12 protein-coding genes and 1 pseudogene are annotated in these 14,029 nt (G+C 68.8%); 6 read left to right on the plus strand and 7 right to left on the minus strand.

The annotated features are described in order from the left end of the window. A pseudogene (locus tag B1964_RS13600) lies at positions 1 to 205 on the minus strand (cytochrome C oxidase subunit II); the annotation flags it as partial. Positions 206 to 643: 438 nt separating this feature from the next. On the opposite strand from B1964_RS13600, the gene asnB reads away from it, so the two are divergent. After that, the gene (gene asnB, locus B1964_RS13605; RefSeq protein WP_079930125.1) at positions 644 to 2,569 is read left to right on the plus strand and encodes an asparagine synthase (glutamine-hydrolyzing); all 1,926 of its coding nucleotides are present in this window, start codon (positions 644 to 646) and stop codon (positions 2,567 to 2,569) included. Positions 2,570 to 2,584: 15 nt separating this feature from the next. Here asnB and B1964_RS13610 read toward each other — a convergent pair whose 3' ends face one another. The 3 genes from B1964_RS13610 to B1964_RS13620 all read right to left on the minus strand — a co-directional run bounded on the left by B1964_RS13610 (position 2,585) and on the right by B1964_RS13620 (position 5,242). After that, positions 2,585 to 3,550, minus strand: a complete 966-nt coding sequence (locus B1964_RS13610) for a carbohydrate kinase family protein (RefSeq protein WP_006370551.1) — start codon at positions 3,548 to 3,550, stop codon at positions 2,585 to 2,587. A 136-nt stretch (positions 3,551 to 3,686) separates the two neighbouring features. After that, complete coding sequence (locus B1964_RS13615; RefSeq protein WP_006370552.1) at positions 3,687 to 4,046, minus strand: iron-sulfur cluster assembly accessory protein; 360 nt, start codon at positions 4,044 to 4,046, stop codon at positions 3,687 to 3,689. Positions 4,047 to 4,156: 110 nt separating this feature from the next. Further along, the gene (locus B1964_RS13620; RefSeq protein ID WP_079930126.1) at positions 4,157 to 5,242 is read right to left on the minus strand and encodes a glycerate kinase; all 1,086 of its coding nucleotides are present in this window, start codon (positions 5,240 to 5,242) and stop codon (positions 4,157 to 4,159) included. Positions 5,243 to 5,356: 114 nt separating this feature from the next. Between B1964_RS13620 and B1964_RS13625 the strand changes: the two genes are divergently transcribed. The 4 genes from B1964_RS13625 to B1964_RS31010 are packed head-to-tail and all read left to right on the plus strand — an operon-like array spanning position 5,357 to position 8,988. After that, positions 5,357 to 6,040: a DUF3043 domain-containing protein gene (locus B1964_RS13625; RefSeq protein ID WP_035728125.1), complete on the plus strand. Its 684-nt coding sequence runs from the start codon at positions 5,357 to 5,359 to the stop codon at positions 6,038 to 6,040. 4 nt (positions 6,041 to 6,044) lie between these two features. After that, complete coding sequence (gene cobT / locus B1964_RS13630; RefSeq protein WP_079930128.1) at positions 6,045 to 7,898, plus strand: nicotinate-nucleotide--dimethylbenzimidazole phosphoribosyltransferase; 1,854 nt, start codon at positions 6,045 to 6,047, stop codon at positions 7,896 to 7,898. Positions 7,899 to 7,906: 8 nt separating this feature from the next. Next, complete coding sequence (locus tag B1964_RS13635; RefSeq protein ID WP_020170891.1) at positions 7,907 to 8,710, plus strand: adenosylcobinamide-GDP ribazoletransferase; 804 nt, start codon at positions 7,907 to 7,909, stop codon at positions 8,708 to 8,710. Positions 8,711 to 8,751: 41 nt separating this feature from the next. Then, positions 8,752 to 8,988, plus strand: coding sequence for a hypothetical protein (locus B1964_RS31010; RefSeq protein ID WP_231386650.1), 237 nt, complete (start codon positions 8,752 to 8,754; stop codon positions 8,986 to 8,988). 327 nt (positions 8,989 to 9,315) lie between these two features. Here the strand turns inward: B1964_RS31010 and B1964_RS13645 are convergent, their stop codons facing one another. From B1964_RS13645 to B1964_RS13655, 3 genes are all read right to left on the minus strand, one after another. Next, positions 9,316 to 10,422 (minus strand): branched-chain amino acid aminotransferase, encoded by a 1,107-nt coding sequence (locus B1964_RS13645; RefSeq protein WP_020170890.1) that lies wholly within the window; start codon positions 10,420 to 10,422, stop codon positions 9,316 to 9,318. 102 nt (positions 10,423 to 10,524) lie between these two features. Beyond that, on the minus strand, positions 10,525 to 11,634 hold the full coding sequence (gene gcvT / locus B1964_RS13650; protein ID WP_014360389.1) for a glycine cleavage system aminomethyltransferase GcvT: 1,110 nt from the start codon (positions 11,632 to 11,634) through the stop codon (positions 10,525 to 10,527). A 49-nt stretch (positions 11,635 to 11,683) separates the two neighbouring features. After that, positions 11,684 to 12,292, minus strand: coding sequence for a CHAP domain-containing protein (locus B1964_RS13655; protein WP_035734793.1), 609 nt, complete (start codon positions 12,290 to 12,292; stop codon positions 11,684 to 11,686). Between the two features lie 136 nt (positions 12,293 to 12,428). Between B1964_RS13655 and B1964_RS13660 the strand changes: the two genes are divergently transcribed. Then, a complete protein-coding gene (locus tag B1964_RS13660) occupies positions 12,429 to 13,976 on the plus strand; it encodes a leucyl aminopeptidase (RefSeq protein ID WP_079930129.1) in 1,548 nt (515 codons plus the stop codon). Positions 13,977 to 14,029: the final 53 nt, after the last annotated feature.

A 14,029-nucleotide genomic window follows, 5' to 3' on the forward strand; every position in this document is an offset into this window, starting at 1 on the left:
TGATGGTCCAGAAGATCAGACCCCACACCAGGATGCCCATCAGCAACGCCGCGATGACCGACCAGGTCCACAGGTGGCGCATCGACTCGGCCTGCGGGGTAACGCCGACCGGCCAGCCGAACCGCACGATCTCGTCGCCACTGCAGCCCGTCATCACCACAGCCCCGACGGCGAGGATCGCGACGATGCCGAACCGCTTGATCATCCGCGATGCAGACGAAACACGCCGGGCCCGGGGCCGTTCACCGTGTGCCAATTTCACGCCTTCCTGCTCGCTCGCCGCGACGTTCCCGCCGTGCGAGTCGCATGCCACATGACCTGCCTCGACGCGTTGTCTCCGAGGGGACCCGACCAACCGGCCGAAACGCCCGCGGGCACCGCGGTCACACCGCGGCCGCGCCTATGTACTACGCAGCGTAGACCAACTCACGGGAACTTTTTCGGTTGGGGTGGATCAGCGCGTCGGATTCCTGTGACCGACCCCGACATCGCCTGTTCGGGAGCGGTTTCGGCCCTCCCCACGGCGGTGCCGGACGGCCCTGCGAACCACGATGCGGCATACTCGGACCCGTCTGCGAACCCCGGCGTTGCGGACGCAATCTGTCATTCGAACCACTCGATGTCGAAAGAGGCCTGAATCCCTGTGTGTGGCTTGCTCGGTCTGCTGACCCCCGACGGCTCGGCGGCGACCGCCGTCGACCTCATCGCCGAAGCCTGCCACTGCATGCGACACCGCGGGCCCGACGAGCCGGGCACCTGGCACGACGAGCACCTCGTCTTCGGGTTCAACCGGCTCTCGATCATCGACATCGAGCATTCGCATCAGCCGCTGCGGTGGGGTCCCCCGGACAGCCCGGAACGTTACGCACTCGTCTTCAACGGTGAGATCTACAACTACCTCGAGATCCGCGCCGAGCTCGCCGCCGACGAGCAGGCGGTCTTCCGTACCGAAGGCGACGGCGAGGCGATCGTCGCGGCCTTCCACTACTGGGGCCCCGACGCGGTGCGTCGGCTGCGCGGTATGTTCGCCTTCGCCATCTGGGACACCGACACCGGATCGCTGTTCCTGGCCCGTGATCCGTTCGGTATCAAGCCCCTGTTCCTCGCCACCGGTCCCGGCGGAACGGCGTTCGGCAGTGAGAAGAAGAGCCTGCTGGAACTGCTCGACCGGCTCGAGCTGTCCACCGATCTCGATCCGCGCGCCGTCGAGCACTACACCGAACTGCAGTACGTCCCGGAACCGGAAACCCTGCATGCCGCCGTCCGGCGTCTGGAATCCGGGTGCCACGCGAGGGTGCGGCCCGGCCACTCCCCCTCGGTGACCCGTTACTTCACCCCGCAATTCGGGGTGCGTCCGGTCACCGACGCCACACGTCAGAAGCGCTACGACGAGATCGCCGACGTGCTCGCCGATTCCGTCGCCAAGCACATGCGCGCCGACGTGACCGTCGGCTCGTTCCTCTCCGGCGGGATCGACTCCACCGCCATCGCCGCGCTGGCGATCCGCCACAACCCCGATCTCATCACCTTCACCACCGGCTTCGAGCGCGACGGCTACTCCGAGATCGACGTCGCCGCCGAATCCGCCGAGGCGATCGGCGCGCGCCACATCGTCAAGGTCGTCAACGAGACCGAGTTCATCGACGCGATCGGAAAAATCGTCTGGTACCTCGACGACCCGGTCGCCGATCCGGCGCTCGTCCCGCTGTATTTCGTGGCCGCCGAGGCTCGCAAGCACGTGAAGGTGGTGCTCTCCGGTGAGGGCGCCGACGAATTGTTCGGCGGCTACACCATCTACAAGGAGCCGCTGTCACTCTCTGCGTTCGACAAGCTGCCGCGCATGCTGCGGCGAGCGGCGGGCAAGGTTTCCGATCGCATCCCCGAGGGCACCCGTGGCAAGAGTCTGCTCCATCGCGGATCACTGACGCTGGAGGAGCGGTATTACGGCAACGCCCGCAGTTTCGACGACGCGCGACTGCGTGCGGTCCTCGTCGACTACCGACCGGAGTGGACGCACACCGACGTCACCGCACCGATCTACGCGCGCAGCGAGGGCTGGGATCCGGTGGCCCGGATGCAGCACATCGACCTGTTCACCTGGCTGCGCGGCGACATCCTCGTCAAGGCCGACAAGATGACGATGGCCAATTCCCTGGAGTTGCGGGTTCCGTTCCTCGATCCCGAGGTGTTCGCCGTCGCCGAGACGCTTCCGTTCGACGAGAAGATCGCGCACGGCACCACCAAGTACGCGCTGCGCAAGGCGCTCGAGCAGATCGTGCCGCCACATGTGTTGCACCGCAAGAAGCTCGGCTTCCCGGTGCCGATCCGGCATTGGCTGGCCGGTGGCGAGATGTACGACTGGGCGCACGAGACGATCAGTCATTCGCAGACCGAGCACCTGCTGAACAAGCCGGCCGTCCTCGCGATGCTCGCCGAGCACCGCGAGGGGGCCGTCGACAACAGCAGGCGCCTGTGGACGGTGTTGATCTTCATGGTGTGGCACGCGATCTTCGTGGAGAAGTCACTGGTGCCCGAGATCACCGACCACACCTATCCGGTGCGGCTGTAGGACGGGGCGCGCTTTTCAGAACACCTTGCTGATCTCGGCGGCGGCGTCGGCGCCATAGGCGCCCTCGATGCGTTCGATCGCCGAGTCGTGGTCCCAGGTCCAGTCCTGGGTCGAGACCGTCTCGAGGACGAGCACCGCGACCATCGACCCCAGTTGGGCAGCACGTTCGAAGCCGAGGCCCTTGCTCACCGCGGTCAAGAAGCCCGCACGGAAGCCGTCACCGACGCCGGTCGGATCGACCTTGGCCGTCTCCGGGACCACCGGTACGTGGATCCGCGCGCCGTCGGCGCCGATGATCTCGACGCCGCCGGCACCGAGGGTGGTGATGCGGGTGCCGACCATCTCACGCACACGGTCCTCGGTGAGCCCGGTCTTCTCGCGGAGCAGACCCCACTCGTACTCGTTGGTGAACAGATAGGTGGCACCGTCGATCAGGGTGCGGGCCGACTCCCCGTCGAGACGGGCGAGCTGCTGGGAGGGGTCGGCGGCGAACGGGATGCCCAGTTCCCGGCATTCGTTGGTGTGCGCGACCATCGCCTCCGGATCGTCGGCGCCGATGAGGACCAGCTCGGCGTCATTCGCGGAGACCTCGGCGAGCGTGATCTCGCGGGCCTCGCTCATCGCTCCCGGATAGAAGAACGCCAACTGCGCCATCACCTCGTCGGTGGTGCAGGTGAATCGGGCGGTCTGATGTTTGTCCGACACCCGCACGCCGCGGCAGTCGACGCCGTGATCCTCCAGCCAGCGACGGTAGTCGTCGAAGTCCGAGCCGACCGCGCCGACGAGGACCGGCGCTCCACCGAGTTCGCCCATCGCGTAGCAGATGTTGCCGCCGACCCCACCGCGCCGGACGACGAGGTCCTCGGCGAGGAAGCTCAGCGAGATGTGGTCGAGATGGTCGCCGAGCAATTGCTCGGAGAATTTGCCGGGGAACTTCATCAGATGGTCGGTAGCGATCGAGCCACATACATAAATGGTCACGGGGGTCTTCAGCCCTATCTGCTCGGCGGTACTGCTGGGCAACGACCTTTCACGCTACCGACCGGTGCCACAACGCATCCGACCGCATCCCCGGTGTCCGGGAATGCGGTCGGAAGGAGATGGATCTCGGGCGGACTCAGTTGAAGGAGTCGCCGCAGGCGCAACTGCCGGTCGCGTTCGGGTTATCGATGGTGAAACCCTGCTTCTCGATGGTGTCGACGAAGTCGATGGTCGCGCCCTGGACGTAGGGAGCACTCATCCGATCGACGGCCAGCGTGACCCCGGCGAAGTCGGCGGTGAGGTCACCGTCGAGGCTGCGGTCGTCGAAGAACAGCTGGTAACGCAGGCCCGCACAGCCACCCGGCTGGACGGCGATGCGCAACGACAGGTCGTCGCGACCTTCCTGGTCCAGAAGGGCCTTGGCCTTCGACGCGGCGGCGTCGGTCAGGATGACTCCGGTGCTGGTCGCGGCGCCGGATTCGTTCTGCACAGTCATCGATGCTCCTCAGTGCTGGTCGAGGCCGGCTCGGTGGGGCCGGTTGCGGTCAGTCCCCGCGCAGACGCGCGGAAACGCACATTCGTACGGTCGGCTTCAACGGTACCCCGTCATGACATATTCCCGCCGCCGGTCGACTCCCACGCCGCCGCGATACCGCGAGTCATCCGCTCGAGCTGGTGGTCGGCGTCGTCCATTGCCAGCCGCACCGATCCGGCGTGGTCGACGAGCGAATGCGCCGCGGCGATACCGGCGTCGGCGATCTCGTCGGCGCTCAGTGCGATCTGCCCGGCGACGACCACTGTCGGTACCGACGCCGCACGCGCGGTGGCGGTGAGAGCGGAGACGACCTTGCCGCGCAGGGTCTGGCTGTCGAACTTGCCCTCCCCGGTGATCACCAGGTCGGCGCCGGCGATCTGGGCGTCACGGTCGGTGACCGCGGCGACGACCGTCGCACCGGAGACGCGCCGACCACCGAGTGCCAGCAGCGCCGCTCCCAGACCCCCGGCGGCCCCGGCGCCCGCGTCGGCGCCGACATCGCGCCCGGCCATGCGGGCGAGCACCCGCGACCACTGGGTCATGCGCTCTTCGAGTCGTCCGACGGTGTCGGCATCGGCCCCCTTCTGCGGGCCGAACACCGCGGCCGCGCCCGAGGCACCGAGTAACGGGTTCTCGACGTCGGATGCGGCGACCACCTCGATCGCGGCACAGCGCGCGACCGCGCGGTCCGGGCCGCCGAGGGCCTCGACGAGTCCGCGACCGCCGTCGGTGGTGGCGCTGCCACCGAGTCCGACGACCACCGAACCGACCCCGAGGCGCAGCGCCGAGTCGACGAGCTGGCCCACACCGAAGGTGTCGGCAGCCATCGCCGTCCGTGTGGTGGGGCGCCCGCCGAGTTGGTGCAGACCGCATGCCTGCGCGCATTCGATGTAGGCGACGAGGTGGTCGGGATCGCGGTCGTCGAGCAGCCACTGCGCGTCGACCGCGGCGCCGAGCGGCCCGTAGACCGTCTCGGTCTGCAGCGTCCCGAGATGCGCGGCCAGGACCGCGACAAAACCCGGCCCCCCGTCGGACTGGGGTGCGCGGATCACCTCGTCGGCGGGTCGGGCCGAGAGCCATCCACGGGCGACGGCGTCGGCCGCCGATACCGCGGTCAACGTGTCACCGAAGGAGTCGGGTGCGATCAGGACGCGCATCGGACCTCGCCGATGGGCGTCGGAAAAGCCAGGGAAAACACCGGGGCCGCCATGCGGGGCAAGTATAGGGAGGTCGGCGCATCACGGCAGCGCGGATCACCTAGGCTCGTCGGTGTGAAACTGCCATGGAAGAAGGACGACTCCGCACCCGCGGACGAGTCCGTCGAGACCCTTGACGATTCCGACTCGACGGATTCGGTTGATCTCTCGAAATCGCAGCGTGGCAGTGCATACACGCCCGCCAAGGGCCGCCCGACACCCTCGCGCCGGGAGGCCGAGGGCCGTCGTCGCGGTCCGGTCGCGCCGCCGCCGACGACCCGCGCCGAGGCCCGCGCGCGCAAGAAGGAACTGCGCAGCTCGATGTCGCGGGAGGACAAGAAAAAGGCGTCGGCCGACCGCCGGGCCCAGCGCCTCGAGCAGCGCGAGCGGATGATGGCCGGCGACGAGCGCTACCTGATGCCGCGTGATCGCGGTGACGCCCGTCGCTACACGCGCAACCTCGTCGATTCCCGACGCAACTTCGCCGGACTGTTCATGCCGTTCGCGATCGTGTTGATCGTGGTGATGTTCGTCCCGTCGATCGCGGTGTACTCGACCTTCCTGCTGCTGGCCTTCGTCATCCTGATGGCGATCGACGGGGTCATCCTGGGCCGCATGGTCAACAAGCGGGTGGCGCAGCGCTATCCCGACGCCGGCGAGGGCGGTCTGAAGCTCGGCTGGTACGCCTTCACCCGCGCGATGCAGCTACGTCAGATGCGCGCGCCCAAACCGCAGGTCTCCCCCGGCGACGAAGTCTGAGCCGATGACCGCACGAGGGGTCCGGACGCTGGTCCTGGGTGGGGTTCGGTCGGGCAAGTCCGCACACGGCGAACAGTTGCTGCGCGCGGCCGCATCGGTGCGTTATGTGGCCACCGGGCCGACGCTGACGACCGATGCCGAGTGGACCGCGCGCGTCGAGAGACATCGGCAACGGCGTGATCCGAGGTACACGACGGTCGAGACGAGCGATCTGGCGTCGGAACTGCGGGCCGACCCGCACACGACGACACTCGTCGACGATCTGGGCAACTGGCTGGCCGCCCGCCTCGACGCCACCGGTGCGTGGTCGGCGACGGCCACCGTCGACCGCTCCGCCGAGAACAATGAATTATGTTCGGCGATAGCCGAATTCACCGGCGATCTGGTGTTGATCAGTCCCGAGGTCGGATTGGCACCGGTGGCCCCGACCCCGGCCGGACGACTCTTCCAGGACGAACTCGGCGCGCTCAACGAGGCCGTGGCCGCAGTGTGTGATCACGTGGTCCTCGTCGTGGCCGGCCGCGTCATCGACCTGACCGAAGCACCCCGGGCCGAGGCCCCGGCAACGCCCGATGCCGTGACCAACCCGACCGCGCCGACGACGGCTGCGCCGGTACCGACGACGGTTGCGCCGACGACGGATGCACCGACGCCACCAGCGGTATCTGCACCGACCCCGCCCGCGCCCGCCGCTCCCGCGAGCGCCCCCGCAGCCGCGATCCCGATGACCGGCCACATTCCCGACGCGACCGACGCCGAGATCTTCGACGCCATCGACCTGCCCGACGAGCAGGTCGCCGAGTCGGCGCGGGCACGCCAGCTCGAACTGACCAAGCCGCCCGGCTCGCTGGGCCGGCTCGAGGAGATCGGGGTGTGGATCTCGGCGTGCCAAGGGGTCTGTCCCCCACGGCCGATCGAGATGCCCACCGTCGTGGTCTTCGCCGGCGATCACGGGGTCGCCCAGGGTGGCGTGTCGGCCTTTCCGCCGGAGGTGACCGCGCAGATGGTCGCCAACATCGCCGCCGGCGGTGCGGCCGTCAACGTGCTCGCCCGTCGGTGCGGTGCGACGGTCCGGGTCGCCGACATCGCCGTCGACGCCGAAACCGGTCCGGAGGTCTCGGCCTACAAGGTGCGGCGTTCCAGCAACGATCTGCGGGTCACCGACGCATTGACCATCGACGAGGCCCGCCGAGCCCTCGCCGCCGGGCGGGCCATCGTCGACGATCTCGTCGACTCCGGGGCCGATCTGTTGATCGCCGGTGACATGGGGATCGGCAACACCACGCCTGCCGCGATCATCATCGGCACCCTCGCACGTCGCGAACCCGTCGAGGTGGTCGGACGCGGCACCGGCATCGACGACGTCGGATGGATGCGCAAGACCGCCGCGATCCGCGACGGGATGCGCCGCGGGCGTCGTCATCGCAGCGACCCACTCTCGCTGATCGCGGCAGTCGGGGGCGCCGACCTGGCCGCGATGGCCGGCTTCCTCGCGCAGGCCGCGGTGCGGCGCACACCGGTGATCCTCGACGGCGTGGTGGTCACGGCGGCCGCACTCATCGCCGTGGAGATGGCCCCGGGCGCGACGCGGTGGTGGCTGGCCGGTCACCGCTCGGTCGAACCGGCGCATGCCATCGCCCTGGAGTATCTGGATCTCGAACCGCTGCACACCTATTCGATGCGCCTCGGTGAGGGCACCGGCGCATTGTCCGCGCTACCGACGGTCCTCTCGGCCGTCGACATCATGACGTCGATGTCGACCTTCGCCGACGCCGGTGTCAGCGATGCCGACGCGTTGCCGTCGGATTCCGTCGACAGCGCGGATTCCGATGTGGCACAAGCACCTTCGCCCACCTGATCTCACCGATGAGCCCGGTACGCGCGATCGCCGTCTCGCTGTCCTGGCTGACCGTGCTCCCTGTACCCCGGCGTGTCACCGACGCAACCGCCGACAGACGGCTCGGCGGCGCGGTCATCGCAGCGGTACCCGTGGTCGGCGTACTCCTCGCGGCGGTGGCGACCCTGATCGCGTGGGGGCTCTCGTACACCGCCGCGCCGGAGGCGCTGATCGGCGTACTCGTTGTCGGCGTACTCGCCGTCGGCACCCGGGGTATGCACCTCGACGGTCTCGCCGACACCGCTGACGGTCTCGGGTGCTACGGACCGCCGGAGAGGGTCACCGAGGTGATGCGTTCGGGTTCGGTGGGCCCGTTCGGCGTGGCGACCCTGATCCTGGTGCTGGCTCTGCAAGCTGTCGGTCTCACGACGCTGATCGCCCAGAATCGTTGGTGGGAGCTCGGTCTGGCGATCGGTGTCGCACGCGTCGCCGCGGTGCTCGCGTGCCGGCGGGCGCTGCCGCCTGCCCATCCCGATGGCTTCGGTGCTCTGGTCGCCGGTACGCAACGCATCGCCGCGGTCGTGTGGTCGGTGGTGGCGGTCGCCCTCGGCGTCGTGATCGGCGGCCTCGATGGCTCGGTCACCGCCCATTCGATCACCGCCCATTCGATCACCGCCGGGCTGCGGGCGGGGGCCACGATCGTGGTGATGCTCGCGTTCACCTGGCTGTTCAGTCGGCACTGTGCACGACGGATGGGCGGCATCGTCGGCGACGTCCTCGGCGCCGTCATCGAACTCGGCACCGCACTCGTCCTCGTCGGACTGATCCTCTGAGTCGGTCTGCACACTGCACAGCCGCGGCGCATCCTGGGCGTATGCCATTGCCGGACCGCAATTTTGACGGATTCGCACTGTATGCGGCACTCGACGCCCGGCGCCGGGAGCAAACGTTGTCCTGGAACGCCCTCGCCCGCCAGGTGTGGGACCTCTCGGCAGCACTCAACGCGGCACGCCCCGATGATCACTCGTTCAGCACATCGGCGATCGCCAGCCTGCGCACACACGCGGCAACACCAGCTGCCAGCACGCAGTACTGCTGCTGTGGTGGCTGAACGCGACCACGGAGGACTTCGTCACCCCGGAGGACTTCGTCACAGACCCGGCAACCGGGACCGCCGGCGTCGAACTCCCACGATGCGACGACGCACACCGCCTTCGGTGGAATCTCGGTCGGCTCTACGCCACGCTCGACGCCGCAAGAACCCGGCACGGGGCGACGTGGGCACGGACGGCGGCTCGGCTGGGCTGCTCGCCGGGCCAGCTGACCGGCCTGCGGACCGCCCGCTACTCCACCAACATGCGCCTGGCCATGACGATCACGCAGGCCCTGCGGCGTCCCGCCGCCGAGTTCGTCTACGCCGCCGACTGGTGAGAGCGACTCAGCGCCGGAAGAGCTCGGTCATCCAGCCGTGGGTGTCGGCGAACTTGCCGCGCTGGATACCGGTGAGGGTGTCGCGCAGCGCGAGGGTCACCTCACCGGGTGTGCCGTCCCCGATCGAGTAGTCGTCGGTCTCGCTCTTGACGTGGCCGACCGGGGTGATGACGGCTGCGGTCCCACACGCGAAGACCTCGGTGATGTCGCCGGAGGTCACACCCTTGCGGAGTTCCTCGGTGGTGATCTTGCGTTCCTCGACGGCGAACCCGGCGTCGGTGGCCAGGGTCAGCAACGATTCCCGGGTGATGCCCGGTAGCAGCGAGCCGGTGAGTTCCGGGGTGACCAGTCGCGCGTCGGCGCCCGAGCCGAAGACGAAGAACAGGTTCATCCCGCCCATCTCCTCGATGAACCGGCGCTCCACGGCGTCGAGCCAGACCACCTGGTCACAGCCCTTCGCGGTGGCCTGCTGCTGGGCCAGGAAGCTCGCGGCGTAGTTGCCGCCGCACTTGGCGAAGCCCGTGCCGCCCGGGGCTGCGCGGACGTATTCGGTCGACAGCCACACGCTGACCGGCTTGATACCACCGGCGAAGTAAGCGCCGGCGGGCGAGGCGATCACGCAATAGCGGTACTGCGTCGACGGGGCGTTGACGCCCAGCCCGGCCTGCGAGGCGAACATGAACGGCCGCAGATACAGCGATTCCTCGCCGCCGGCGGCGGGGACCCACTCGTTGTCGGCGTCGAGCAGCGCGCGCAACGAGGAGATGAAGTCGTCCACCGGCAGCGGCGGCATCGCCAGACGCTCCCCCGACCGCTGCAGGCGCAGGCCGTTGGCCTCCGGGCGGAAGGCGGCGATCGACCCATCGGGCTGACGGTAGGCCTTGAGCCCCTCGAAGACCTCTTGGCCGTAATGCAGCACCATCGCCGACGGATCGAGCGCAATGGGGCCGTACGGGGTCACCTTGGCGTCATACCAACCACGGTCCACGTCGTAGTCCACCATCACCATGTTGTCGGTGAAATACTTGCCGAAACCGGGAGCTGCGAGGATGTCCGCGCGCTGCGACTCCGACACCGGGTGCGGGTGCTCGGTACGGGTGAACTGCAAGGTCATTGGCCCATCGTAGCGCCGCGGCGCAAGGCGATCGGTGCCAGGTTCCCGTCTGCGCCGGGCCGGGGTTGCAGTCGTGCGAGGGGTGGCAGACGTGTGGGCACCTCAGACGTGCGACTCGACGAACGGCGGGATCACGACTTCGCACGGCAACGCCCGACCGCGCACATCGATGACCACCTCGGCTCCCTTGCCGATGCCCGCGGCGGTGTCGATGAGCGCCAGCGCGATCCCCTGTTTGAGGGTCGGCGAGAAGGTGCCCGAGGTGCACAGGCCGATCCGTTCGCCGCCCGCCGCGGTGAGCACATCGCAGTCGGCGCGCGGCACCCCACGACCGGTGGCCCGCAGTCCGTAGAGCCGACGGGCGGGACCGTTCTCCTTCTCCGCGAGCAGCGCCTCGCGCCCGAAGAACGCGGGCTTGTTCCAGCCGACCGCCCACCCGGTGCGGGCCTGGACGGGGGTGATCTCCGGTGAGAGTTCGTGGCCGTGCAGCGCATATCCCATCTCGGTGCGCAGGGTGTCGCGCGCGCCGAGTCCGGCGGGCAGCCCACCGAACGCGGTGACCTGAGCCATCAGCGCGTCGAACACCGGTCCGGCGTGCGCCCACCCGGGCAGGATCTCGTAGCCGCGTTCGCCGGTGTAGCCGGTCCGGCACACACGCACCGGCGCGCTACCCCCGTCGATCGACAGTTCGGCGTCGGCGAACGCCATGTACTCCATCTCGGTGGGCAGTCCCACCGCGGCGAGCACTTCCGGGCTTTTCGGTCCCTGCACCGCGAACACCGCGTACTCGCGGTGCAGATCGGTGATCGCGACACCGTCGGGCGCGACCGCCGCCAACGCTGCGACGACCGCTGCGGTGTTGGCGGCGTTGGGCACGAGGAACACCTCGTCGTCGGCGACGAGGTAGGCGATCAGATCGTCGATGACGCCGCCGGAATCGTTGCAGCACAACGTGTATTGGGCTTTGCCCGGCGCGATCTTGGCGAGGTCGTTGGACAGGGTGGCGTTGACGAACTCCGCGGCGCCGGGGCCGGCGACCAACGCCTTGCCGAGGTGGCTCACGTCGAAGATGCCGACGGCCTCGCGTACCGCGGTGTGCTCGGCGACGGTGCCCGAGTACGCGACGGGCATGTCCCACCCGCCGAATTCGGCGAAACTCGCCCCGAGTGCTGCGTGTCGATCGGCAATGGGTCCGGCGAGGAGTTCGGTCATGGCGCTCAACCTACCGCGAGCGCGGCGCACAAGACGATCACCACAGGACTCACGTCCCGGCGGGAACCCCGAACCCCTGCAGTCCGGGATCGGCGGCGAGGTCGGCGGTGTGCAGGGTGACCCCATCCGGTGGCTGGTTGCCGCCGACGGTTGTCACCTCATCGCCGTTGACGGCAACCACGATGTTGGTGTGTTGGCCCCACGGGCTGGGTTTGTCGTAGATCACGATGTCGCCGGGCTGCGGGCGATGACCCGGCCCCCGCCAGCGTCCCGAGCTGTGCAGGTAGTCGGTGAGCGTCGCCACCCCCGGGATGCGCCACGATCCGGAGTTCGGATTGTCCAGCGGCACACCGGATTCGTGCATCACGGTGCTGACGAAGTCGGCGCACCATGGTTCGTCGACGCCGCCGGAATAGGTGGTGCCCGACGCATTGCGCGCGTATTCGGCGCGTACCGACTCGATGATGCGGGCTCCAGAAGCGGTCATTGTGGTGGTGTCGACGACCGGAAACGGCGGCCTCGCCCGGCCGGTCATCCCGTTCACCGCGCGGGACACCGCGTCGTCGTCATGGCGGTATGCACGGACGCCGATCACCGTCGCCGTGCATGCGGCGATCACCACGAGTGCGATCACCCATGCCGCCCTGGTTCGCCTCATCTGCTCGCCCACCCCGTCTCTCGTCGTCACACCGCCATCGCAACGCCGCGTCGTTGTGGCGGGTTCCCGCTGCGATGGCACGTCGGTCGGTCGGATGACGGGCAGCCGACGAGGCGCCTGTGGCAAGGTTGGTCGGGTGAGCAAGAACGAGAGCGTCGACCGCACTCGCGGTCCCCAGATCACCCTGACCACCTCCATCGGCAAAGACGACGAGGCCCTCGTACTCGGCCTCGTCGCCACCTCCTCCGACGACACCACTGCCGACAACACCACCGACCCCGCTGTACCGACCCTGCTCGGCGCCGACGTCCTCGACGATGCGTCGGCGGCGGCAGTCACCGCCGCGCTGTCGGCGGTGGGCGCCACCGGTTCCCACGGTGAGGTCACCCGGCTGGCGGCGCCGGAATCACTCGGCGTACGCGTTGTGGTGGCCGTCGGCGTCGGCGACGAGAAATCGCTCGACGACCCGGAGAAACTCCGCCAGGCCGCCGGTGTCGCGATCCGTTCCCTCGAGGGCTTCGACGTCGTCGCCACCACCCTGGGCTCCACCGACATCGGTGCCGCGGTTGAGGGACTGTTCCTCGGCGCCTACCGCTTCGAGGAGTTCCGCTCGTCGCGCTCGGCGTCGACCAAGCAACTGCCCGGCACCGTGCACGTCGTGGTCGAGTCCGCCGACAAGGCGGCGAAAGCCGAACTGGCACACGCCATCGCGGTCGCCGATTCGGTGGCCATCGCCCGTGACTTCGTCAACACCCCGCCGAGCCACCTCTACCCGGAGGAGTTCGCCGAACGTGCGCGCGAGTTGGGCGCGAAGGCCGGACTCAAGGTGGAGATCCTCGACTTCGACTCCCTCGAGAAGGACGGCTACGGCGGGATCGTCGGCGTCGGCAAGGGTTCGTCCCGGTTGCCGCGGCTGGTGCGATTGACCCACGCGGGCAAGAAGTCGGCCAAGAAGGTGGCGCTTGTCGGCAAGGGCATCACCTTCGACACCGGTGGAATCTCGATCAAGCCGGCCGCCAACATGGATCAGATGACCTCCGACATGGGCGGCGCGGCCGCGGTGATCGCGGCGACCATCGCCGCCGCGCGTCTCGACCTGCCGGTGTCGGTGACCGCCACCGTGCCGATGGCCGAGAACATGCCGTCGGGGACCGCGCAGCGTCCCGGCGACGTCCTGACCCAGTACGGCGGGACGACCGTCGAGGTCCTCAACACCGACGCCGAGGGACGCCTCGTCCTCGCCGACGCCATCGTGCGCGCCTGCGAAGACGATCCGGACTACCTCATCGACACCGCCACCCTGACCGGGGCGCAGATGGTTGCCCTGGGCACCCGCACCCCCGGGGTCATGGGGACCGACGACTTCCGCGACCGGGTGTCGGCACTGTCGGCCGAGATCGGCGAGAACGCCTGGCCCATGCCGCTGCCGTCGGAACTGCGTGCCGATCTCAAGTCGCGGGTCGCCGATCTGGCGAACGTCACCCCGCACCGGTGGGGCGGCATGCTCGCCGCGGGTCTGTTCCTCAAGGAGTTCGTGCCCGACGGGGTGCAATGGGCCCACATCGACATCGCCGGTCCCGCCTTCAACACCTCCGGCCCCTGGGGTTACACCCCCAAGGGTGGTACGGGCGTACCGGTCCGCACGATCACGAAGGTTCTCGAGGACATCGCGGCCAACGGCTGATCGGCCACTTTTGCGCCACACACCACGTCCGTGGCGCGTACGGCGGGGGGGGG

The sequence above is a fragment of the Gordonia sp. i37 genome (assembly GCF_002043085.1).
GTDB lineage: Bacteria > Actinomycetota > Actinomycetes > Mycobacteriales > Mycobacteriaceae > Gordonia > Gordonia polyisoprenivorans.

What these genes read in the sequence shown, in the direction of transcription:
- B1964_RS13615 (WP_006370552.1), bottom strand. Translation starts at nt 4,046, where the DNA reads ATGACTGTGCAGAACGAATCCGGCGCCGCGACCAGCACCGGAGTCATC.
- B1964_RS13620 (WP_079930126.1), bottom strand. Translation starts at nt 5,242, where the DNA reads ATGCGCGTCCTGATCGCACCCGACTCCTTCGGTGACACGTTGACCGCG.
- cobT (WP_079930128.1), top strand. Translation starts at nt 6,045, where the DNA reads ATGACCGCACGAGGGGTCCGGACGCTGGTCCTGGGTGGGGTTCGGTCG.
- B1964_RS13635 (WP_020170891.1), top strand. Translation starts at nt 7,907, where the DNA reads ATGAGCCCGGTACGCGCGATCGCCGTCTCGCTGTCCTGGCTGACCGTG.
- B1964_RS31010 (WP_231386650.1), top strand. Translation starts at nt 8,752, where the DNA reads ATGCCATTGCCGGACCGCAATTTTGACGGATTCGCACTGTATGCGGCA.
- B1964_RS13645 (WP_020170890.1), bottom strand. Translation starts at nt 10,422, where the DNA reads ATGACCTTGCAGTTCACCCGTACCGAGCACCCGCACCCGGTGTCGGAG.
- gcvT (WP_014360389.1), bottom strand. Translation starts at nt 11,634, where the DNA reads ATGACCGAACTCCTCGCCGGACCCATTGCCGATCGACACGCAGCACTC.
- B1964_RS13655 (WP_035734793.1), bottom strand. Translation starts at nt 12,292, where the DNA reads ATGAGGCGAACCAGGGCGGCATGGGTGATCGCACTCGTGGTGATCGCC.